Source organism: Sporolactobacillus shoreae, assembly GCF_004684935.1.
Taxonomy (GTDB): Bacteria; Bacillota; Bacilli; order Bacillales; family Sporolactobacillaceae; genus Sporolactobacillus; species Sporolactobacillus shoreae.
The window spans coordinates 1-22,733 of the sequence record NZ_SRJD01000002.1 but is presented as its reverse complement, the minus strand read 5'-3'; the positions used below and the strand labels follow the sequence as shown (position 1 = coordinate 22,733).

At 49.2% G+C, this 22,733-nt stretch carries 21 protein-coding genes; 7 read left to right on the top strand and 14 right to left on the bottom strand.

Going from position 1 to position 22,733, the window contains the following annotated elements:
* Positions 1-15 precede the first annotated feature (15 nt).
* From E4665_RS02010 to E4665_RS01995, 4 genes are read left to right on the top strand one after another with little or no spacing between them, the layout of a single operon-like run.
* Positions 16-504: a PTS sugar transporter subunit IIB gene (locus tag E4665_RS02010; RefSeq protein WP_135347144.1), complete on the top strand. Its 489-nt coding sequence runs from the start codon at positions 16-18 to the stop codon at positions 502-504.
* 27 nt (positions 505-531) lie between these two features.
* Positions 532-1,374, top strand: coding sequence for a MurR/RpiR family transcriptional regulator (locus E4665_RS02005; RefSeq protein WP_135347143.1), 843 nt, complete (start codon positions 532-534; stop codon positions 1,372-1,374).
* Between the two features lie 12 nt (positions 1,375-1,386).
* Complete coding sequence (gene murQ / locus E4665_RS02000; RefSeq protein ID WP_135347142.1) at positions 1,387-2,280, top strand: N-acetylmuramic acid 6-phosphate etherase; 894 nt, start codon at positions 1,387-1,389, stop codon at positions 2,278-2,280.
* Positions 2,264-3,277: a serine hydrolase domain-containing protein gene (locus tag E4665_RS01995; protein ID WP_167815076.1), complete on the top strand. Its 1,014-nt coding sequence runs from the start codon at positions 2,264-2,266 to the stop codon at positions 3,275-3,277. Before murQ ends, E4665_RS01995 begins: the two co-directional genes overlap by 17 nt.
* Before the next feature lie 231 nt (positions 3,278-3,508).
* Here the strand turns inward: E4665_RS01995 and E4665_RS01990 are convergent, their stop codons facing one another.
* The 12 genes from E4665_RS01990 to rpoE all read right to left on the bottom strand — a co-directional run bounded on the left by E4665_RS01990 (position 3,509) and on the right by rpoE (position 16,278).
* Positions 3,509-4,552, bottom strand: a complete 1,044-nt coding sequence (locus E4665_RS01990) for an L-threonylcarbamoyladenylate synthase (RefSeq protein ID WP_135347140.1) — start codon at positions 4,550-4,552, stop codon at positions 3,509-3,511.
* Positions 4,553-4,735: 183 nt separating this feature from the next.
* Positions 4,736-5,437 (bottom strand): stage II sporulation protein R, encoded by a 702-nt coding sequence (gene spoIIR / locus E4665_RS01985; protein ID WP_241654616.1) that lies wholly within the window; start codon positions 5,435-5,437, stop codon positions 4,736-4,738.
* Positions 5,438-5,500: 63 nt separating this feature from the next.
* A complete protein-coding gene (prmC, locus tag E4665_RS01980) occupies positions 5,501-6,373 on the bottom strand; it encodes a peptide chain release factor N(5)-glutamine methyltransferase (protein ID WP_135347138.1) in 873 nt (290 codons plus the stop codon).
* Positions 6,370-7,443, bottom strand: a complete 1,074-nt coding sequence (gene prfA / locus E4665_RS01975) for a peptide chain release factor 1 (protein WP_135347137.1) — start codon at positions 7,441-7,443, stop codon at positions 6,370-6,372. The genes prmC and prfA overlap by 4 nt, the downstream gene beginning before the upstream one ends.
* Positions 7,444-7,530: 87 nt before the next feature.
* Positions 7,531-8,103, bottom strand: a complete 573-nt coding sequence (locus E4665_RS01970; protein ID WP_135347136.1) for a thymidine kinase — start codon at positions 8,101-8,103, stop codon at positions 7,531-7,533.
* Positions 8,104-8,405: 302 nt separating this feature from the next.
* Complete coding sequence (locus E4665_RS01965; RefSeq protein ID WP_135347135.1) at positions 8,406-8,651, bottom strand: type B 50S ribosomal protein L31; 246 nt, start codon at positions 8,649-8,651, stop codon at positions 8,406-8,408.
* Between the two features lie 111 nt (positions 8,652-8,762).
* The gene (gene rho, locus E4665_RS01960; RefSeq protein WP_135347134.1) at positions 8,763-10,037 is read right to left on the bottom strand and encodes a transcription termination factor Rho; all 1,275 of its coding nucleotides are present in this window, start codon (positions 10,035-10,037) and stop codon (positions 8,763-8,765) included.
* Positions 10,038-10,612: 575 nt separating this feature from the next.
* Positions 10,613-11,458, bottom strand: a complete 846-nt coding sequence (locus E4665_RS01955; protein WP_135347133.1) for a zinc ribbon domain-containing protein — start codon at positions 11,456-11,458, stop codon at positions 10,613-10,615.
* Between the two features lie 290 nt (positions 11,459-11,748).
* Positions 11,749-13,044, bottom strand: coding sequence for a UDP-N-acetylglucosamine 1-carboxyvinyltransferase (locus E4665_RS01950; protein ID WP_135347132.1), 1,296 nt, complete (start codon positions 13,042-13,044; stop codon positions 11,749-11,751).
* 278 nt (positions 13,045-13,322) lie between these two features.
* Positions 13,323-13,703: a response regulator gene (locus E4665_RS01945; RefSeq protein WP_135347131.1), complete on the bottom strand. Its 381-nt coding sequence runs from the start codon at positions 13,701-13,703 to the stop codon at positions 13,323-13,325.
* 181 nt (positions 13,704-13,884) lie between these two features.
* Positions 13,885-15,486 carry a CTP synthase gene (locus E4665_RS01940; RefSeq protein WP_135347130.1) on the bottom strand — a complete coding sequence of 534 codons (1,602 nt, stop codon included), beginning with the start codon at positions 15,484-15,486 and terminating at the stop codon, positions 13,885-13,887.
* A 318-nt stretch (positions 15,487-15,804) separates the two neighbouring features.
* The gene (gene rpoE / locus E4665_RS01935; RefSeq protein WP_241654615.1) at positions 15,805-16,278 is read right to left on the bottom strand and encodes a DNA-directed RNA polymerase subunit delta; all 474 of its coding nucleotides are present in this window, start codon (positions 16,276-16,278) and stop codon (positions 15,805-15,807) included.
* Between the two features lie 368 nt (positions 16,279-16,646).
* Here rpoE and E4665_RS01930 point away from each other — a divergent pair, with 368 nt between their 5' ends.
* Positions 16,647-17,855 carry a phospholipase D-like domain-containing protein gene (locus tag E4665_RS01930; protein ID WP_135347128.1) on the top strand — a complete coding sequence of 403 codons (1,209 nt, stop codon included), beginning with the start codon at positions 16,647-16,649 and terminating at the stop codon, positions 17,853-17,855.
* Between the two features lie 90 nt (positions 17,856-17,945).
* Here the strand turns inward: E4665_RS01930 and argS are convergent, their stop codons facing one another.
* A complete protein-coding gene (gene argS / locus E4665_RS01925; protein ID WP_135347127.1) occupies positions 17,946-19,616 on the bottom strand; it encodes an arginine--tRNA ligase in 1,671 nt (556 codons plus the stop codon).
* 51 nt (positions 19,617-19,667) lie between these two features.
* Complete coding sequence (locus E4665_RS01920; RefSeq protein ID WP_135347126.1) at positions 19,668-20,114, bottom strand: YwiB family protein; 447 nt, start codon at positions 20,112-20,114, stop codon at positions 19,668-19,670.
* 276 nt (positions 20,115-20,390) lie between these two features.
* Here E4665_RS01920 and E4665_RS01915 point away from each other — a divergent pair, with 276 nt between their 5' ends.
* Positions 20,391-22,433, top strand: a complete 2,043-nt coding sequence (locus E4665_RS01915; protein WP_135347125.1) for a transglycosylase domain-containing protein — start codon at positions 20,391-20,393, stop codon at positions 22,431-22,433.
* A 50-nt stretch (positions 22,434-22,483) separates the two neighbouring features.
* Positions 22,484-22,615 carry a hypothetical protein gene (locus tag E4665_RS18640; protein WP_277752199.1) on the top strand — a complete coding sequence of 44 codons (132 nt, stop codon included), beginning with the start codon at positions 22,484-22,486 and terminating at the stop codon, positions 22,613-22,615.
* Positions 22,616-22,733 lie beyond the last annotated feature (118 nt).

Sequence of the window (22,733 nt, the reverse complement as noted above, 5' to 3'; positions counted from 1 at the left end):
TAGGAGCGAAGTCAATTGACGATTAAACATATTAGAGTAGATGAGCGCTTAATTCACGGACAAGTGGCAACCGTCTGGACGCATTCCCTGAATGTTGATCGGATCGCAGTCGTCAATGATAAAGTGGTAAAAAATGAGTTGGAGATTAACGCACTGAAGCTGGCGCGTCCGGCTGGAATCAAGCTGTCAATCCTGTCCGTCGAGAAGGCGGTTCGTAATTTCAATGCCGGAAAGTATGACGATGATGAAGTTCTCGTGCTTTTCCGAAATATAAAAGATGTAAGAAGAGCATTCGATCTCGGGTTGAAAATCACGACTTTTAATGTCGGCAACCTGTCTCACAAGGAAGGGCAGACCAAGATCAAGAAATCGGTCAGTCTGAGCGATGAGGACATCACGATTCTAAGAACATTGGTGAACGATGGAATCGAAGTCACAGCCCAGATGATTCCGAACGAGCCGGCGACAGGCATTCTGTCTTTTATTGACAAGGCGAATCAATGAAAAAACTCTGAGAAAGATTGTGGACATATGAACTTTTTTGACAGGCTTCGGATTAAATACGATACGCTGACAAAAACCGGAAAAAAAATTGCCGACTTTCTATTCAAAGATGCGATGACCTTCGCCAGAATGACAGCTGTTGATATCGGCAGAGGCAGCGGAACTTCTCCTGCGGCAGTCATTCGATTTTGCCGGCAGATGGAGTGTGACAGTCTTGAGCAGCTGAAAATGGAAATTGTACGCGACATCAGCCCGGCAACCAAGGAAAAAGTGCTGAATCCTATCTTTCTGAACACAGACAATACGGAGCAAATCGTTGATAAATTTTTTAACTATGTCGATCTGACCAATAAAAAAGTTTATCAGATGCTTGACGTTGCCCTGATCGAGCAAACGGTCGATCTTATGGATCGTGCGAAAATGATTTATCTGTTCGGGATTAACGCCTCGTCGCTGCCTGCGTATGACCTGGAGCATAAGCTGAACCGGGTAAACATTCCCTGCGTCTACCACCTGGATCCCCACATGAACCTGGAATTTTCAGTGGGAATGACTGCGGATGATCTGGCAATCGCTATTTCTTACAGCGGAGAAACAAAGGAAATCCTCCTCTCTGCTGAAAAAGCCAAAGAAAAGGGAGCCAAACTGGTTGCCATCACGCAGAAAAATAATAATTCACTGGCCCAGATGGCGGATATCCTGCTTGCCGTACCAAGCGATGAAAAACGGCTGCGAATCGGTGCGGTGAGTTCGAAACTTTCGCAGATGTTTTATACTGACTTGCTTTACCTTTGCCTGATTCAAAAAGACTTTGACAGAGTATCAGACTTCCTCTATGAAACAAGTGAGCTTGTTAATAAACTACTTTAGCGATGTGATATGATGGATCTTTCTAAAATTGATACGGAACAAAGAAATCCCGATACGATGAATATCGACGCAGTGCCGACCTTTGAGATGCTGGAAATGATTAACCGGGAGGACGGCAAAGTAGCGGAAGCTGTGGCAAAAATTCTGCCCCAAATTACAAAGGCTGTCGATTCCATGTCAACAAAATTCATCAGAGGCGGCAGAATCGTCTATGTCGGAGCGGGGACATCGGGGCGACTAGGTTTTCTTGACGCCGCAGAAAGTGTGCCGACCTTTGGTATCGAAGAAGGACGGATCACCGGCCTGATCGCTGGCGGCCCGGAAGCGATGCGGCGCGCGGTCGAAGGTGCAGAGGATAATACGGAGCTGTGCGAAAAGGATCTGAAAAACATTAATTTCAGCGCGGCGGACGTGCTCGTTGGCCTAGCTGCAAGTGGCAGGACGCCTTATGTGATCGGGGGCATGAACTATGCACGCTCCATTGGAGCTGTCACCGTCTCTGTAACCTGCAATCCTGCAGGCTCAATGAACAGTCTTGCCGACTGTCCGATCGTCTGCGAAGTCGGCCCGGAGGTCATCACCGGCTCGACACGGATGAAATCAGGTACCGCTCAGAAAATGATTCTAAACATGATGTCGACAGCAATCATGATCAAAGACAACAAGGTGTTCAGCAACCTGATGGTCAATGTTCAGCCGACGAACGGCAAACTGCGCGAACGGGCGAAACGGATTGTCATGGAAATTACGGGAGCTGCAGAAAAGGAAGTTGGCGCGATTCTGATCGAAAGCGGATATAATGTGCCGGTCTCGATTGTTGCATTAATTACCGGCGTCGATAAAGAGGCCGCTGAGAAAAGGCTTAAGGAAGCGGGGGACAATCTGCGACGTGCCTTACACGATTGAATGCTGGAATAAAAAAATCCGTGACTGGTTGAATCGGCTGATTGAAGAAAAAGCGGTTCCGGGCGGCTGCTGGAGTCTGATCATGAGCGGAAGATCAATGACCGGAACGGCCGGCTGGGCACAGGTCGAACCCGAAAAAGTGCCCATGCGGCGTGAAACCCTGTTTGACCTAGCGTCGCTAACCAAAGTTGTCGGGACGATCCCCGGTATACTCATCTGCATTCAGCAGGGGAGCCTGAACCTCAACACGAAAATCTATGATGTGCTACCGGATTACCGGAACCACGATCTGACTGTGCTTGACCTGCTCACGCATACATCAGGTCTGCCGGCAGATCTAGAAAACAAGCACAACCTCACTCCAGGGAACATCCGTCAGGCTGTACTCAGTGTCAAGCCTACTGCTCCGAGGGGTGAGCAGATCGTTTACTCTGACATTGGCTTCCTGCTTCTCGGATTTGTTCTGGAGAAAATTCATGGCGATCTGAGACAGTTTTTAAAAAAAGAAGTTTTCGCCCCCGCTGGCATGTCTGCCACCAGCTTCCTCCCGGCCGACACTGGAAGATGCGCTGCAACTTCCTGGTCGGAGGAACGCGGAATGATTTGCGGGGAGGTCAATGACACCAAAGCCTGGCTGACCGGCGGAGTGGCCGGAAGTGCCGGACTCTTTTCAACCATCGATGATCTGACATGTTTTGCGGAAGTGCTGATCAGCGATAAAAACCCGGTTTTGGATGAATCTTCTTTATTAGATCTGCAGAAAGTCTGGCGCAGGGATGGGGACGACAAACGGTCACTCGGCTGGCAGATTATAGAACATGGCAGTGAAACGTGGCTTTACCATACTGGTTTTACCGGAACAAGCATGCTGCTCAACATCCGGAAGCGCAATGCATTCATACTGCTCACCAATGCCATCCATCCAGACCGCAATAAGGACGCCTTTGTTCGTGAGCGTAGGCAATTCATTGATCAATTTATTGAAAGTGAAAGCTGATTAAAGATGATTTCCTCCAGGCTGAAGTGCCCGGGGGATTTTTTAAGAATAAAACAAACATTTTTCAATGTAAGTCCAGCGAAAGACTTCCGAAACGGGGCCTAAACTCCAGCAGTTCCCCCGAATTTCTGAATGTGCTGCTGACCCATAAAAAAGCACCGATTTCTTTTAAAACTTAGAAATCGGTGCCTTTATTATTTAATCAAACGTTTTATTAATCTATATGTCCGTTTACTCAATGACGCGTCCGGCCGCAGCTTTGGAAAGACGGTTCATTATGGCTTGACCGATGCCTGTTTCCGCGAAGGTTTCGCTGTAGATGACATCGACATCCTGTGAATCAAAGTTGCGAAGCACAGCGAAAAGGTTGTGCGCCACACTCTCCGGCTCGCTGCGCCTGCCGCAGGTAAGTACAACGTCGGCCTGCGGAAAATCTTTTTTATTTTCCTCGGTTGTAAGGACGCCGACACGACGGTCACTGTTTTTCTCATGCGCGACCAGTTCCTGAATACGCGTCTTGCCTGCGGGAACGAGATACATGGTCGCTTCAGGCGCATAATGCTTGTACTTCATGCCCGGCGCTTTCGGCGCTTGGTCGGGCCGCGTCAGGCCGGGATCGTCGGCAACCGGACCGATGACTTCCTCAAGTTGCTCCCGAGAGATGCCGCCCGGACGAAGGATAGTCATTGGCGTTGTCGTGGCATCGATGACCGTCGATTCAACACCCACACCAGTCTCGCCGCCGTCAACGATACCGGCAATCTTCCCGTAAAGGTCGTGAAGCACGTGATCCGCCTGTGTCGGGCTCGGATGCCCTGAAGTGTTTGCGGAAGGCGCCGCGATTGGAAGGCCGGATGCCAGGATCAGGGCGCGGGCTACGGGATGGCTTGGCATCCGGACCGAAACAGTTGACAGGCCGGCGGTCATAGCGTCAGAAACCTCGCCCCTCGAGGGAAGAATAATTGTCAATGGCCCCGGCCAGAACGTGTCCATCAATTTTTTTGCCAGCGGATTGATTTCCGTGCAGATTTCACGGACTTGTTCCATCGTCGCTATGTGGACAATCAGCGGATTGTCGCTTGGCCGCCCCTTCGCTTCATAAATCTTGCGGACTGAGTCGTTGAATTTCGCGTTGCCGCCCAGTCCATAGACCGTCTCAGTCGGAAAGGCGACTATTTCGCCATCACTGAGACACTTCGCCGCCGCTTTGATCTGCGGATCATTTTCGAGATCTGCGGCTTCAGGATCAACCCGCCACAGCTGAGTCTCTATCATTATCAAATCCCCTTTATTCCAGAATTGCTGTTCAGACTGATTTTTCGCATGCCGACTCAAATAAGCTATTGACTTGGACATGCCTAATAAGACCGGCTGTCCCGCCGGTCTTCACAACACTCTCAGTATACACCATTTTCCGAAATCAAGCCTATTAGTCTACAATTCGACAGAACCGCCTACTTACTTTGTCACAGAATGCCAGATTTTCGAGAAAAAATCGACAACAAAGAGGTGTACCTCCACTTGGTCCTGTGGTTTTTTCGGCTGAGCGACTGATCTGCCCGTGCCGGGATCAGGTTGGGCCGCCTGGCTCTGTTCTTGATCCTGCTGAGTGGCCTGCTGAACCGCGGGCTGCGGTGTCGCAGAACCCGTGGGGTTGCTGCGGACCGCTTCGCTGTTTGAAAAGTCAAGGAAACAGAGTGGCGGGAATAAAACGCACCACCAGTTCGCCCCCTTCCCATCCCCCAAAGAAATCACAAGGGCCTGATAGCTTCCAGCCGGATAGACATAACTACCGTACATTTTCGTTGGAAAATCCGCCTGTCCAAGTCTGATTTTAAAAGTGCCGTCCGCGTGAAGCCGGCGCAGCGTCCGTGCGACTGTTTGTCGAAGTTCCGGCATGTGCGTGCGGATCACTTTTTCCGCCTCGGCTGGTGTTCTAAGATTCCGGACCCAACCCGTGATGTCGCTGTTGACCGCATCGCGGACCTGACGTTTCACCGTCTGATCCGCCGGGGTGTCGCTGTTCGCCAAAATTCTCAGCCGGATCGCATTCTCCGGAATTGGCCCCTGTGCATCAGCTTTTGTCGTGCTGCTCTGCCAGAAAAAGAAAACTAATAGATTAATAGATAAAATGATTATAAGTGCTAAGACTTTTTTCACCTTGCCCGCCTCCTTACCAGACATTGTGGTCAGGAAACGGTGGAACTAAACATTAAAAATGAATTATTTCTTGCGGAGCACGGCCATGACGTTCCGGTCGAGTCCGGCCATGTCCTGTTCGACGGACAAAGATTCGATCTGGTCCGGGAATGCGCTCCGGATCAGCCCGCTGACGGCGTTCCCCTGACCCGCACCGATTTCAAACGCGATGATCATCCGAATGGGTCCGAGCACCGCGGGCAGCTCCCGAATGATTTTTCGGTAAAAATCAAGCCCGTCATCACCGCCAAAAAGTGCGAGATGAGGCTCATAATTTTTTACCGTATCGCCCAGTTCGTCCATTTCGGGCCGTGATATATAGGGTGGATTGGAAACGAGCAGATCGAAGGCCTCATTCTTTAAAGGTTCAAGCAGATCACCTTGCTTAAAGGTAACCTTTGCGCCTAGGTCTGACGCATTTTCTCTGGCAATCGCCAGTGCCCGGTGCGAAAGATCAACCGCCGTAACATCCCACTCCGGATGTTCCAGCGCCAGTGTAATTGCAATCGCCCCGCTTCCGGTTCCGATGTCACAGACCGACAGATTTTTCCCAGCCGGAAAATAGCGTTCCGTCCACTTCTCGCACCGATAAACGAGTTCTTCTGTGTCCTGACGCGGGATGAGTACGTCGGATGTGACCTTGAAAGTCCTGCCGTAAAATGGCGCTTCTCCGATCATGTATTGAACCGGGGTGCCTTTTATCGCGTGTTCGGTCACCCGCTGCTTCAGCCACTCCTCGTCTTCAGGGGTAAGCAGTTCCCTGTTTTCGATGAGCATATCTGTTCTGGAAAGGTGAAGCCGGTTTTCAAGCAGGATTTCGCCGATATTTTCATCACGATGATGTTCTTTTAAAAAAGAAGATGCCCATCTGAGCGCTTCGAATCTTTTGAGTGTCACCGGGCATCCGCCTGTTCCATTTTTTTCGCCTGATCATTTAAAATCAGAGCGTCAATGATTTCGTCAAGTTTGCCGTCCAGAACCTGGTCCAACTGATGAATGGTAAGTCCGATCCGGTGATCTGTCACGCGGTTCTGTGGAAAATTGTAGGTACGGATCCGTTCGGACCGGTCGCCCGTGCCGACTGCCGATTTTCGGGTTGAATCATATTTTTCCTGCGCTTCCCGCTGATATTTATCGTAGACGCGTGCACGCAAAACTTTCATCGCTTTTTCCTTATTTTTGATCTGAGAGCGCTCTTCCTGGCAGGAAACAACGATGCCTGTCGGGATGTGCGTCAGCCGGATCGCCGACATCGTCGTGTTGACACTCTGGCCGCCGGGGCCGCTTGAAGCAAAGCGATCGACCCGGATGTCTTTTTCATTAAGTTCAACTTCGACATCTTTCGCTTCAGGCAATACAGCAACTGTCGCGGTCGATGAATGGATCCGCCCGCCGTTTTCAGTCTCCGGTACACGCTGCACGCGGTAGGCACCGCTTTCAAACTTCAGCCTGGAGTACGCGCCTTTGCCGGTAATCATGAAAACAATTTCTTTATATCCGCCGATTTCATTCGGGCTTTCGTCAATTATTTCCGTTTTCCAGCCGTGCTGTTCGGCGTAGCGGGAGTACATCCGAAAAAGGTCGCCCGCGAACAGGGCCGCCTCGTCTCCGCCCGCCGCACCGCGGATTTCAACGATGACATTCCGGTCATCATTCGGATCTTTGGGAATGAGCAGCTGCTTTAGCTGATTCTCGAGATCGGATTTTTGAGTTTCCAGGCGGATGATTTCATCCTGAACCATCTGTTTCATGGCATCCTCAAGCTGATCGCCGAGCATTGTCCGGGCGTCCGCGAGCTCGTCCACGGTTTCCGTGTATTTTTTATAAACTGTTACAGTTTCCTGGAGATCGGACTGTTCTATTGAGTAATCACGCAGTTTTGCCGGATCGCTGATGACATCCGGATCGGCCAGGAGCTGATTCAGTTTTTCATAACGCTCCTCCATTGACTGCAGACGTTCAAACATGATTTCTACCACATCCATTCAGGGAAAACGCTTTACACATTAATTATATGATACAACGGTTTTAAGCGTCAAAAAACGCGGGTCCGGTCAGATCGGCGGATGGTCGTAGCAATGCCTGCAAACCGGGTAATAACTCTCGTTGCCGCCGATCTGAATCTGTTCGCCGGAATAAACCGGTTTGCCGTTACTATCGATGCGCAGGTTCATCGTCGCTTTTTTTTCACAGAACCAGCAAATCGTCTTCATTTCTTCGATTTTGTCCGCATAGAGCAGCAGATACTTGCTCCCTTCGAAAAGCTCGTTACGAAAATCATTTTTCAGACCGAAGCCCATCACCGGAATTTTGCATTCATCAACAATTTTCGCAAGTTGAAGCACATGCTCCTTGCTGAGAAATTGGGCTTCGTCGATCAGCACACAGTGCGGCCTCGGTTTATAGTCGGCAACGATGTTGAAAATGTTGGTCTCTTTAAAAATAGGAATAGCGGAGCGTTTGAATCCGATCCGGCTCGAGATGGAGCCGACCTCATCCCGGTCGTCAATACCGGAAGTAAACAGCAGAACGGGTTTCCCCTGTTCTTCGTAATTATGTGCGACTTTAATAATTTCGATCGATTTGCCGCTGTTCATCGCGCCGTATTTGAAAAAAAGCTGTGCCATGGGATCTTTCCTTTCTTATTGTAGATGCAAAAATGGTTTATTCGATTGCTGCGATTCGGTGCGAGTTTTGCCCAATTTGGCGCTGCTTCCGTTTCAGGGTGACTTCCCCGGATTTTGGGGCAACTCCTCCCTGTTTTGGGCAATTCTTTTATGTACGAAAAACAGACAGGAGCTCCCTGCCTGCCGCTTTTATCTTAAAAAAAAAAACATAAATTAAAACGGCTGATTCCGATTGACACACGCGATAGCAACCGCTGTGGCCGGGAAGTGCCGTTTCTTTTTTCGAGCCTCTGAATACAGCCTTATTTGAGGTTGTATTTCTGTTTGAACCGGTCGACACGTCCGCCTTTGTCCGCAAATTTCTGACGGCCCGTGTAGAATGGATGTGAGTCGGAACTTACTTCGACGGAAATCAACGGATATTCATTACCGTCTTCCCATTGGATCGTCTGATTCGAAGTCTTTGTCGAACCACTCAAAAACTTAAAACCGGTACTTGCGTCCACAAATACGACTTTGTGATAGTCAGGATGGATACCTGGTTTCATTTCATTCATCTCCTTTGCGCCCTGATTATTCTCTCAAACCAGAGTTTGATAGCATAACGCACAACGAGTATTATATCAAGCAAGAAGGCAATTTGCAAGCTGATCAGCTGCTTAATGCTGCGCCTGAATCAGCCCGTTTTTCTCCTTGTCAAACAGGTCGAAGAATTCCTGATTGGATTTTGTTTCACGGATCCTTTTATAAAAGGATTCCACAAATTCCGCGGATTCATCCATTGTCTTACGCATCGTCCACAGTTTGTCGAGGTGATCGGCGTTGACGAGCAGTTCTTCCTTACGTGTTCCAGAGCGGCGAATGTCGATCGCAGGAAAAATGCGACGTTCGGCCAGCCGGCGGTCAAGGTGCAGTTCCATGTTACCTGTACCCTTGAACTCCTCATAAATGACATCGTCCATACGTGAGCCGGTGTCGACCAGCGCGGTGGCCAAGATCGTCAGGCTACCGCCTTCCTCGATATTTCGCGCCGCGCCGAAGAATTTCTTCGGCTTGTGAAGAGCGGCCGGGTCAATACCTCCGGAAAGTGTGCGTCCGCTTGGCGGAATGACCAGGTTGTAGGCGCGGGCGAGCCGGGTGATGCTGTCCATCAGGATGATCACGTCGCGCTTCTGCTCGACAAGACGCATCGCCCGTTCAAGCACCAGTTCAGAGACTTTCACGTGGTTCTCCGGAACTTCATCAAAAGTTGAGCTGACGACGTCCCCTTTTACTGAACGTTCAATGTCTGTCACTTCTTCAGGACGTTCATCGACAAGCAAGACGATCAGGTCGGCATCGGGATAATTGACGCTGATGCTGTTCGCAATTTCCTTAAGAAGTGTCGTTTTTCCTGCTTTCGGCGGAGCGACAATCAGACCGCGCTGTCCGAAGCCGACCGGCGAGATCATATCGATAATACGTGTCGAAAGGTTCTCTTTTTCAGTTTCCAGAACCATATGGCGGTTTGGATACAGAGGCGTCAGCGCCGGAAAATGCACCCGTTCTTTGGCCGTATCCGGATTCACTCCGTTGACCGCTTCCACTCTGAGTAATCCGAAATATCGCTCATTTTCCTTCGGCGGACGCACTTTCCCGGTGACTTTGTCGCCGTTACGCAGGTCAAATCTGCGGATCTGCGACGCGGAAATATAAATATCCTCCGAGCTCGGCGAATAATTGATCGGACGCAAAAATCCAAACCCTTCAGTCGGAATGATTTCCAGAACGCCTTCCATTAACGAAAGGCCATCCTGCTCCGCCTGCTTTTTCAGGATTGAAAAAATAAGTTCCCGCTTTGTCAGTTTGCTGTAATAAGATACTTTGTACTCTTTAGCATGCTCATAGAGATCTTTGAGTTTCATATTCTCTAATTCTGCTAATGTTATTGGCATTGCCACACCACATTTCTTCAATTTTGCATTATTTTTACGATAATTTTGATCAGGTGAACGAAAAAAGATAGGAAGATTCCATTTCGGCTTCCGACGCAAGAATGGGGCACGCTGAGTCATTCAATTGTACATTTTGCTTTCGGTTTCCGGAATTTAGCACGGACACGTGCCTGGAGAGGAAAAAGGACATTTTTCATCCGAGTCCACACCCCGCCATCATTCATAGGGGTTATCCGGCCGGAGTGATCCAGCCAAACATATTGGGCGGGGTTTGTTCCAAGAGCTTAAACGTTCGATATCATCATATAACCTATTTTCTTTTTAGCACATTATGCCCATTTTATCAACTATTAGAACAAAATTTCAAAAAAACAGGCGAGAAACTGCAAAAAATCCTTTTTTTGCTGAATTACCGTTTTTACTAAGAAAAGCTGGGCAAGCCCGGTTTCTAATCATTGATCCTGTGTCATTGAGGTGTTGCTGAGACAGTATACTGGATAGTGGCTTCAACATTTCAAAAGAAAAGAGGCCCCGTCTCCGGGACCACTTTCTCTTTCATCAGTTCTTATTACGGTTTAATAACCGCCAAACGGGTTGCTGCCGAACAGTCCCTGCAGCTCTGACACTATTTGTGACAAAAGCGACAGGGCAACCACTGAAATAAAAATGGACTGGGCGATACCGACAACGACAGTTGTGATCAGATAGGTGTAAAGTCTGTCGAAGGTGCCGTTATTTTTATACGTAAAAATGATTGAAGCAAAGGGTTGATAAAACAATCCGATGCCCAAGACAAGCAGAATGGCTGTCAGAAAGTTATTGAGTTTCACTAGTTCGAATAGGAAAAAAAGCGCCGATGCAAATACGCCGAGTGTCGCCTGACCCGCATACTGAGAAATAAAGACATGAAACGGAGTCGCCGCTTTATAAGCCAGGTGCACAACGGCATATGTAATAACAGCCACAAGAAGGAAAAGAATAGCCAAGGAAAAGAATATTCCAAAGAACGGACCGACCATACTGGGAGCGGGTACATCAGATGAATAAAATCCTGTTACCGCGGAAACCACGTTATGCATCATCAGCGCAAACCCCAGTGCTAAAAAGAACGATGCCAGTCCTATGCTGATATACCCGTAGATTTTACTCGTTTCCTCATAAGAAGCCTGAATCGGATGCTTCAAAGTACGGACTAGGAAACCCCAGTAACCGGCAGCCACTTGTTTTCCTTTTTCCGCCGTAGCATTTAATTGATCTCTTGACGCGGAAGGAGCCGGCTGGCTGGAAAATGGGGCACCACCCGTACCGGCTTCCGGATCGGACGCGGGTGCAGACTGTGCTGCACCAATGATTGATGCGCCGCAGTTCGTACAGAAACGGCTGTCGGCATCAATTTCAGTTCCACAATTCGGACACTTCATTTTTACATCTCCAATTTTTGTATAAATAAATGCAACACTTTAAATATACAAAAAAGCACACCAATGTGGAAGGTTATCTTCGTAAAAATTCAGTTAAATATACTTAGTCCGATTTGCATAGAAAGGACATTCCTGTCTATTAAACTTTCTTATTGCAAGGCTTTGCTACACTTGCCTGTTGTTTTTCGCTCCAATCAACGAAGGAGCAAAAACAACATTAAATTTAAAATCAGCCTATTGCAAAAAAAACAGGATTAAGAAACCATCCTGTTTTAACACTCTTCGTACACTTATTCCTGTTCCCTGAGATTTTCGCGGGTTTCGGCTTCTTCAGCCTGCTCGCGCCAGACATGTGCACCGATGCCGCTGAGTTTCTCCATCAGATGGTCATAGCCACGGTCGATGTGTTCCACACCGGTGATTTCCGTGACACCACGTGCGATCAGTCCGGCGATAACCAGAGAAGCCCCGGCGCGAAGGTCGGTCGCCCGGACTCTGGCCCCTTCGAGATGCGATGATCCGCCCAATATTGCCGAACGTCCCTCGACTTTTACCTCAGCACCCATCCGGCGCAACTCATCAATATGTTTGAAACGTGCGCTGTAGATCGTGTCGGTGATGATGCTCGTACCTGCCGCCTGAGTCAACAGGCTGGTCAGCGGCTGCTGAAGGTCGGTCGGGAATCCAGGATAGACAAGCGTTTTGACATCAACGCTTTTTAATTGACCGGTGCATTTGGAGACAAGCATCTGATCCTCGCCTGTCTGAACATCAGCGCCCATTTCACGCAACTTTGCTGTCAGAGATTCCAGATGCTGAGGAATCACGTTGTCAATCAGCAGTTCACGCCCCTCGGCCGCACCGATAATCATAAACGTGCCCGCCTCAATCCGGTCTGGGATAATCATGTGGCGGCACCCGTGCAGCTCCTGAACGCCATCAACACGTATTACGTCGGTACCGGCGCCTTTGATTTTCGCGCCCATACTTGTCAGGAGGGTAACCACGTCAATGATTTCCGGCTCCTTAGCCGCGTTCTCGATCACCGTCTGCCCCTCGGCCCTTACTGCGGCGAGCAGGATGTTGATCGTTGCGCCGACACTGACGACGTCCAGATAAATGCGCGCGCCGTGAAGCCTTTCCGCACGAAGGTAAATCGCTCCGCGTTCATTGGTGACACGGGCTCCAAGCGCTTCGAAGCCCTTGATGTGCTGGTCGATCGGCCGCGGGCCGAGATTACACCCGCCCGGGAGCCCGATCACTGCCTGATGAAATCGGCCGAGCATCGCGCCCATCATATAGTAGGAAGCGCGCAGTTTCTTGACGGAACCGTTCGGAAGCGGCATGTCCACCATTTCTCTCGGATCAACCACAATGGTATTGTCATGAAAGGTAATTTTGCCACCGATTTCCTGCAGCAGTTTGCAAAGTGTGCGGACATCTGAAATATCAGGGAGCTGATCGATCGTTACCGGGGAGTCAGCAAGGATCGTCGCCGGAATCAGCGCGACCGCACTGTTTTTCGCCCCGCTTATCTGGACGGTGCCACCCAAGCGGTGTCCGCCTTCAATCAATAATTTTTCCATGTTCATAAAACTTCCTTTTCAGTCGCTTATATGGGCATGTGCCAATTTTGGCTATGAGATCTTCCAAGCCGGACTCACGGTTTAAATATGTATGAATATAAAAGGCTGCCTATGTCCTGTTGAAATTTTCTGAAAGAAGATCCATTATCGGACGAAAGGCGCAAAACCGTGTCCCAGCTCAAAAAAACACGATATATACTGCTTGTCGTTAATTATTATAACATAAAAAAAAACAACAGATGTCTGCGGACGCCTGACCGCATCCGGCAGAGCCGTACTTACACCACTTCTTTTTTTATCGCGGTGACAAGTTCCGCAATATCAAACGGTTTGGAAAAACAGGCGATGGCCCCATTCTGCATTGCATCCCGCATCATCTCGTTGTCCTCGTAGGCTGTCATTATCATGACTTTAATATCTGGCTTGAGTTCTTTTATTTTCTTCAGAATTTCCGTCCCCGCCATTCCGGGGATTCTCATATCGAGAAGGACAAGCACTATATCCTCTTCCTGAATCAGCTTCAGCGCCTGGCCGCCATTCGCTGCGAGAAAAGGGACATAACCTTCACCCTTCAGAATTTCATTAAGCAACAGACGGATACCGGCCTGGTCGTCCACAACCATGATCCGCCCCAATGTTTTAGTATCACTTACGGCCATCTTATTCCCCTCTCTCGGAACATGAATCAATAATCCATTAATAAAATTCGCCGGTATGGGATGATTTACCTTCTTTTAATTCTTGATTTTACGAGATGTTTTCCCGACTTTTTTTGGCGCGATTAAAAAAGCTGCCCGTCAGCCGATTACATAGGCTTAAGGACAGTTTTTAATGGGCTTATTATTTTTTATTTTCCAGCGATGCGTGGATGAAGTCGCGGAATAACGGCTCCGGCCGTGTCGGACGCGACTTGAATTCAGGATGGAACTGGCAGGCGACAAACCACGGATGGTCTTCCAGTTCGATCATTTCAACCAGTCGGTTGTCCGGGCTAACGCCTGAGAATGTCAGCCCTTTTTCCGTCATGGCTTTACGATACTGGTTGTTGAATTCATAGCGGTGACGATGGCGCTGGTAAATAATTTCTTTGCCGTAGGCTTCGGCTGCCTTGGTGTCTTTGACAATCTTGCACGGATAAAGGCCGAGCCGCTGCGTGCCGCCCAGATCCTCAACATCCTGCTGCTCGGGCAGCAGATCAATGATTGGATCCTTGGCTTTCTGATCAAATTCAGTGGAATCGGCACCTGAGAGGCCGAGCACATGTCGGGCAAATTCGATCGAAGCCAGCTGCATGCCAAGGCAAATGCCGAAGAACGGTACTTTGTTCTCGCGTGCATACTGAATCGCCAGAATTTTGCCTTCGATGCCTCGGTCGCCGAAGCCCCCGGGAACGATGATGCCCTGTACATCCTTCAGATAGCTGTCCACATTTTCCGGAAGAATATCCTCGGAATTTATGTATTGGACATCAACCTCCGCACCGTAGTTATAACCACCGTGTTTGAGCGATTCAACAACTGAGATATAGGCGTCTTTGAGTTCCACGTATTTTCCGACCAGACCAATTTTTATCTCACGTTTGGGATGCAGGACCTTGTCCACCAGATCGTGCCACTCGCTCATGTTCGCTTCGCCATCCGGCAGATCCAGCTTCTCACAGACAATGTCGTCCAGATGCTGGGCCTGGAGCTGTAGCGGCACCTGATACAGAGTTTCCGCATCACGCGCTTCGATTACCGCTTTTTTGTCGATATCGCAGAACAGCGCAATTTTATCCTTCATTTCCTGAGTCACAGGTTGTTCCGTCCGTACAACGATAACGTTCGGTTGGATGCCCAGGCTGCGCAGTTCCTTGACGCTGTGTTGCGTCGGTTTCGTTTTCATCTCGCCGGCAGCCTTGATATAAGGGATCAGCGTACAGTGGATATACAGCACATTGTCCAGGCCGACATCACTCTTAATCTGACGAATCGCTTCGAGGAACGGCAAGCTTTCAATGTCACCGACTGTACCGCCGATTTCCGTAATCACCACATCAGCGCCGGTCGTTTTTCCTGCCCGGAACACCCGATCCTTGATTTCATTTGTAATATGGGGGATGACTTGTACCGTTCTGCCAAGGTAATCGCCGCGGCGCTCCTTTTTCAGCACGGATGAATAAATTTTTCCTGTTGTCACGTTACTGTTCTTGTTCAGATTAATATCAATAAACCGCTCATAGTGGCCCAGATCGAGATCGGTTTCCGCCCCGTCATCCGTCACGAAAACTTCCCCGTGCTGATAAGGACTCATTGTCCCCGGATCCACGTTAATGTATGGATCAAACTTCTGAATGGTTACCTTAAGCCCTCTGTTTTTCAGCAGCCGCCCAAGAGAAGCCGCGGTAATCCCCTTTCCGAGCGACGATACGACACCGCCGGTTACAAAAATATATTTCGTCATGCTTCACGTTTCCCCCTTCTCATAAAGAAAACTTGGCAAAACCAAGCCTTTGGCGCAGGCTGAGCCTTAGTTGCCCTTACACTATAATCCTTTAAATTTTTACTTCCCTATAGTGCAAAAAAAATATAAAAAATAAAAGCGACACCGCTCCTCTTCCGGAGGGCCCCGCTTTTCTCTTCATTAACGTTTCTATTGCGCCCTTTGCAATTCTAACAGACTTAATGACCCGAATCAAGAGCGCTTTTGGGCCAATCCTTAAGAGGTCTGAAAGGCGACAAAACAGGCGGACAATGATCCCATCCGCCCGGTCCGCTTTTCTCATTCTTCTTCGTCATCTATTCCGGCGCTTCTTCTGATCCGCTGCACATCATCATCATCATGATCGTCGTAATCATCTTCACTTGAGTCATCGGTCAGATCTTCTTCGGTTTCATCTTCATCGATGTCTTCATCCGAATCATCGTAATCGTCAAAGCCATCCTCAGCAATCTTATTTTTGGAATGCTGTGCATCGCCAAGTGTTTTGGCGACATCGTCTTCGCGTTGGTCCAGAGGATACCAGTTACGCAGCGCCCAGAGATTATGGCCGACATTCAGAAAACGTCCGTCAAGTGAAAGTGTTGTGTAAAGCCGTGCGATGGTTTCACCATTGTCTGCCTCAATTTCCCCATCTTTGAAAACCTGATCTGCCAGCGCGTAAAAATCTTTCGGTTCTTTGTTGCTGCTCAGTAATATATCATACAATTGATTCACTCTTGACTTCTCGAGTACATGTTCTGTCAATGGTAACACCCTTTCCTTCATCAATGACCCTTTCAGTGAGCCGTTTCACATCGTGCGGCCGTTCTTCCGTCCGTCCAATATCCGGCGGCGGTTCTCACCGCGCATTAAAAAAGAGCATAGCCGGGCTCATTGCAGGTTATACAATAACTACAATAATCGGTTCTGATCCTAAAATCAAGTATTCACACAAAAAAATAAGTGAGGCAGTTTCACCCTAAAAACGGATCCTAATTTTCACCCGGGCCGGCCTTTGTGAGAGTTAGCACGACTCCTCAAATTTTGTCGATACATCTGGAAAATTGGGATATATTAAAAAGAGACATTTAAAATCCGTCGTTTTATTTTGATGAATTGAGGACAGGGGGATTTTCACCTTTATGGTGCTACTTACGATTGTATTCGTTCTTGTACTTATCGTTATAATACTTGCCGCCGGTATCCTGCTCGATATTTTCACCGGCATCAAGATGCGGCATCCGGATCTGCCTGAATACCCGACCGTCCCCGGCCTGAACCGGCTCCACTATTTTACGGACGGCCGTGATCTCTTCAGTGATATGCTTCGTAGCATCAGCCAGGCGAAGAGCCATATCCATCTGTCTTTTTTTATTTTCGAGGCCGATGAAGTCGGCCGTGAATGGCTGGAGCTTCTGAAAAAGAAAGCAGCTGAAGGTGTGGAGGTACGTCTCTTGCTGGACTCATTAGGTGCCGGTGGCATGAAAAAGAAGGAAGATGAGCTGGCACGGGCGGGCGTGCAGCTCGCTTTTTCGGGCAAGGTCGGTTTCCCTTTCACCTTTTATTATATGAACCGACGAAATCACCGGAAAATCACTGTCATCGACGGAAAAACGGGTTACTTCGGCGGATTCAATGTCAGCCGCGATTATATTGGCAATAAACCTGAAATGGGCTCCTGGCATGACAATCATCTCAAAGTAGAAGGAGAAAGCGTCACTGAAATGCAGCGCCTTTTTCTGTTCGACTGGCAGCTGGCTACGGGCGAGACTCCGGATCAGGAGGGATTTTACCCATCTCTTGAAAAGGGAACGGCCAGGCTGACCTTAACAGGATCGAGCGGCAAACAAGTGGAAGATCTTTTTGCCGAAAAGCTGCGGACTGCCCAATCCTCAATCATAATCGGCTCGCCCTATTTCATCCCGACCCGGAAGTTGATGAATATCATGCTGGACCGGCTTGAACATGGGGTTCAATTGACCTTCCTGCTTCCGATGAAAAAAGATCATGCTCTGGTTAGACCCGCGTCGTTTTTTTACCTCAAGCCGCTTGTCGAAAAAGGGGCGCGGTTGTACCACTTATACCAGGGTTTTTATCATTCAAAGGTTTTTGTCATTGACCAAAGCCTCTGTTACATCGGAACTGCCAACTTTGATCAGCGCAGCTTTTTCTGGAACGATGAACTCAGTGGCTTCTCCGAAGACAAAGAGCTGATCCGGGAGGTGCTTGATCAGCTTCACAAAGAAATCCGCGAAAACTCCGTGCCCGTAAATGCTGAAAAAATTGCAAAGCGGACCCCGTATGAAAAACTGAAAACGGTCTGTGCCAGCTGGTTCAGTTTGTTTCTGTGAGCCCCTTAGGAGAGCCCTACAGATTGATTTTTATAATTTCTCAGACACTAAAAAACGACCCCTGCACGGAGCCGTTCTTGGTCTTCTTTTTTACATTTTTTCAGGAGCGTGGACGCCGATCAGGTCCATGCCGTTCTTCAGTGTGATCCGTACGGCTTTCATCAGCGCGACGCGGGCTTTGCTAAGCGGTATGTTGCCTTCATCGAGCACTTTTTCCGCGTTGTAAAAGCTGTGCAGACTCGAAGCCAGATCAAACAGGTAGGACGGAATGTGCTGAATCGCCAGTTTGGCGGCGCTGTCGGCGACAATTGCCGGGAAATTTCCGAGTTTCTTCAAAAGGTCGATTTCTTTTTCGCCGGTCAGCAGGCTCAGATCCGGTGCAACCGTTTGATCCGATTCGAGATCCTCAGCCTTTTTCAGCATACTCGTAATCCGCGCGTAGGCGTACTGAACATAGTAGACCGGATTTTCATTGGAATGAGAAATCGCGAGATCGAGATCAAAATCCAGATGGCTGTCCGAGCTGCGCATAGCGAAGAAATAGCGCGCCGCATCAACGCCGACATCCTCCATCAGTTCGCGCATCGTGACCGCCTTCCCGGTCCGCTTGCTCATTTTGACTTTTTCCCCGTCCTTGAACAGATTCACGAGCTGGATAATCTGAACGGTCAGGTCATCCGGATTGTAGCCGAGCGCCTGCATCGCCGCTTTCATTCTGGGCACATAGCCATGGTGGTCTGCTCCAAGTACGTCGATCAGCTGATCAAAGCCGCGGTCGAATTTATCTTTATGGTAGGAAATATCCGGAGTGAAATAGGTGTACGAACCATCCGTCTTGATGAGCACACGGTCCTTGTCATCACCATATTCCGACGTTTTCAGCCAGAGTGCGCTGTCTTTTTCGTATGTTTCGCCCTTGTCCTTCAGTACTTGGAGCGCCGCCTCAACCTTGTGCGTCTCATAAAGTGAAAGCTCTGAGTACCAGCGGTCGAAAGTGACACGGAAGTCGGCCAGATCTGTTTTGATGCCGTGCATCAGATGTTCGACACCGAAGTTGCGGAAGAAGCGCAGGCGCTCTTCTTCAGGTTTACTGATGATCGAGTCACCGTACTGCGCGACCAATTGTTTGGCCAGCTCAATGATGTCTTTGCCATGATAGCCATTTTCAGGAATTTCCGCTTCCGCGCCCAGTTTCTGGCGGTAGCGGGCTTCCAATGAAACGGCCAGATTGCTAATCTGATTACCACCATCGTTGATATAATATTCTGCGCTCGCTTGATAACCCGCCTTGTTCAGCAGTTTGCACAGTGTATCACCAACCGCCGCGCCGCGCGCGTGGCCGAGGTGCAGGCTTCCGGTCGGGTTGGCGGAGACAAATTCGACAAGAATTTTCTTGCCCGCCCCGGCTTCGGAAGCCCCATAGGCGTCGCCGGCTTCGAGAATCGCAGGAATCAGGTCAGTCAGATACTGATTATCCAGAAAAAAATTAATAAAGCCCGGCCCGGCAATCTCGATTTCGCGAATGTGGCCTTTTTTCTTGTCAAAGTTCGCGACCAACTCTTCCGCGATTTTACGCGGCGCTTTTTTCGCAATCCGCGCCAGCTGCATCGCCATGTTCGCTGCGAAGTCGCCGTGCGCTTTATCCTTTGGCGCTTCAAGTACGACTTCAGGTACTTGCTCTGGCTCAGCCAGCCCGGCTTTGACCACAGCGTGCTTGATTTCTTCCTTTAATTGCTGCTTGACTTGCTCGACAATCGTCATCTTTTAACCTCCAAATTACCTTCAAACCTGTCGCAATTTATTGAAACAAGCTTAATTTTTCTTGTGTTTCAGATCATATCGGAAATCCAAATAAAATTTCCCGGCGAACTGCCCCTGAAGTTTTAATTCGTAGACCAGTTTTGCCGCACCCGACCCGCTTTTGCGGTCCCACGCGGCTTCGATTTTTTCCGCCGTGGCTTCGGTCGTCACCTGACCAATGGGCAATTCACAACTCCCGGTCATCCTTTTTCCGAGAAAAAGCGGCTGTCTCAGAGGGAGATCTCCCGCACGCCGGAGCAGCGCTTCACCATCTCCGATTTTTATTGTGTAATTCGCTTTTCCCGAATGCTCAATTCTGTCGCTGAAAAAAAGATAAAGACCGCCGGCACCTTCAGCCAGCCGGCCCTGAAGCACGGACCGCGTTTCACCGTCCGCTTCCGGCAGACCTTCATTTTCCGTCCGGCTCGTAAAAACAAGATTAATATCATGTGTCTCCACGAGCCCGCCTCCAGTCCGCCATCCGATTCGGCGCAATTTTCCATACTTCTACTACTATAAAATAATGACTGTCATCGGGCAAGGTTCTGAGTATCTTTTTTTGTTAAAACGCTATTTTTTCTATCTTTGACCAAAAAGGGGGAGATTAGCCTTTCCGGCCACGTTTAGATCTCTCAACACTGAAGCATACTATTGGAAAAATAAGATGTCCGGAAAAGATATTTGAAACGGATTGAGCGGGGAAGATCGTTTTTTCGTTTGGGAGGTTCTTTGACTATGTATCATAGCGCACATGCGAGAAATAGAAAAAGGTTCTTTTTTTTCTGGCTGACGCGGATCAGCGCTGTTTTTTTTGGCTCGCTGCTTCTTTTCATATGCGCGATTTTTCTGGCTGCAAAGCTGGCCGGACCGATGGACATTCCGGATGCGCGACCAGCGCTGTTTTACGACAGCCGAGGGAAGCTGATCGGAAAATGGGAGACAAAGAGCCAGCAATGGGTTGCGATCAACCACATGGCCCCTTCTATTAAGCTGGCTACGCTTGCGATCGAGGACCGGCGCTTCTTTCAGCACCACGGTTTTGATCTCCGCCGCATTGCGGGTTCGGCTATTGCTGATCTACGAAGTTTTTCCAAGGCTGAGGGTGCGAGCACAATCACAATGCAATACGCGAAAAATTTATTTTTAACCAATGATAAAACATGGATGCGCAAAGCTACTGAAGTGTTTTATACCATTCGTCTGGAAATGAACGAATCAAAGAAAGACATCCTTGAGGGCTACCTGAACACGATCTATTACGGTCACGGTGCGTACGGCATCGAGGCCGCAGCAAAAACCTATTTTAATAAGGACGCAGACGATCTGACACTGGCAGAATCCAGCATGCTTGCTGGAATTCCGAATGGGCCGAGTATCTATTCTCCGCTCTTGAATTACAATGAAGCAAAAAAAAGACAACGTGTCGTTCTGGATACAATGGTTGCCAGCGGTTTTCTTACAAAAAGTCGCGCCGATGCCGCTTACCGGGAACCACTCGCACTCGCCCACAAAGAGAAAACAGTACAGCGGACCGCCCCCTATTTTCAAGACGCCGTCCGACAGGAACTGACCGGCCGACTGCATCTAACTGCTAAAGAGCTGGAATCGGGAGGTCTGAAAGTCTACACAACGCTCGACGCGGAATCGCAGCAGGCCGCTGAATATTGGGTACAAAAGACGATTCCGGCGAATTCAAAAATACAGACCGCGCTTGTCGCTATTGATCCGAAAACCGGCGGCGTAGTGGCCATGGTCGGCGGCCGTAATTATCAGAGCAGCACATTCAACCGGGCGGTCTCAGCAAAGCGCGCGCCCGGTTCCGCCTTCAAGCCTTTTCTCTATTATGCGGCGCTTAGAAACGGATTTACTCCGGCAACGCAGCTCAAAAGCACGCCGACCGTTTTCACTTTTGATGACGGGAAAAAAACTTACACGCCGAACAACTTCGGCGGCTACTATGCGGACAAGCCGATCACTATGGAACAGGCACTCGCCCTTTCCGACAATATTTTCGCCGTTAAAACGCATCTGGCCATCGGCATGGACAAGCTGGTCAATGCCGCCCGGGAGGCAGGAATCACGAGTCCACTCGCCCCGGTTCCCTCGCTGGCACTTGGATCCGAACCGGTCAGCGTTCTTGAAATGGCGCGGGGCTACGCCACTCTGGCAAACGAAGGCGAAAGAGTTCAGCCCGATCTGATTACCAAAGTAACAGATCAGGCAGGGCATGTGCTGTATGAGTGGTCACCGCAAAAAAAACAGGTGATGAACAAGGATGCTTCGTTCGTACTATCGCAAATGATGACCGGCATTTTCGATAAAAGGCTTGACGGCTATACAAAAGTGACCGGTGCTCAGGTCTCCGAACGGCTGACACATAAAATCGCCGCCAAAACCGGATCAACACCGACCGACAGCTGGATGTCGGGATTTACTCCTGATCTCGTCGCCACCGTCTGGGTCGGTTATGACAAGGGTGAGACAATCAGCACTTTTCCAGAAACCGGATACGCGAAGGACATCTGGTCCCATTTTATGGAATCCGCCCTCGACGGCATGCCGGAAAACCAGTTTAAGCCACCGGAGGGTGTGATCAGTGTCAGCATGGATCCGAAAACCGGGCTGCTTGCGGGCAATGGATGCCCGGGACGCCCGACCTATTTTGTCAAAGGCACGCAGCCGACTGCTTACTGCAGTGAAACAACGGAAAATACGGTAAAACCGAAAAAAGCGGAGAACAAGGGCTTTTTTTACAGACTGTTCCATTGGTTTAGGTGAAAAATTTTTCTATTTGAAGTGTTTGTACGGAGAGCGGGCAAAAATGCTGGATGCAAATGCGTGCTATCAGCGGGATTTCCGCGCTTTACCAGCCGCTTTCCGTGCTTTACCAGCCGCTTTCCGTGCTTTACCAGCCGCTTTCCGTGCTTTACCAGCCGCTTTCCGTGCTTTACAGGAGTTAGTCTTTTAAGTGGACACGTCAGAATGGGATCCCATATGATTGTACTATCCTAAAAAAGGGCGTGTTCGAAAATGGCTTTTGATTCGGAGTACCGAGAATATGTCGCCAAATTGGTCGTT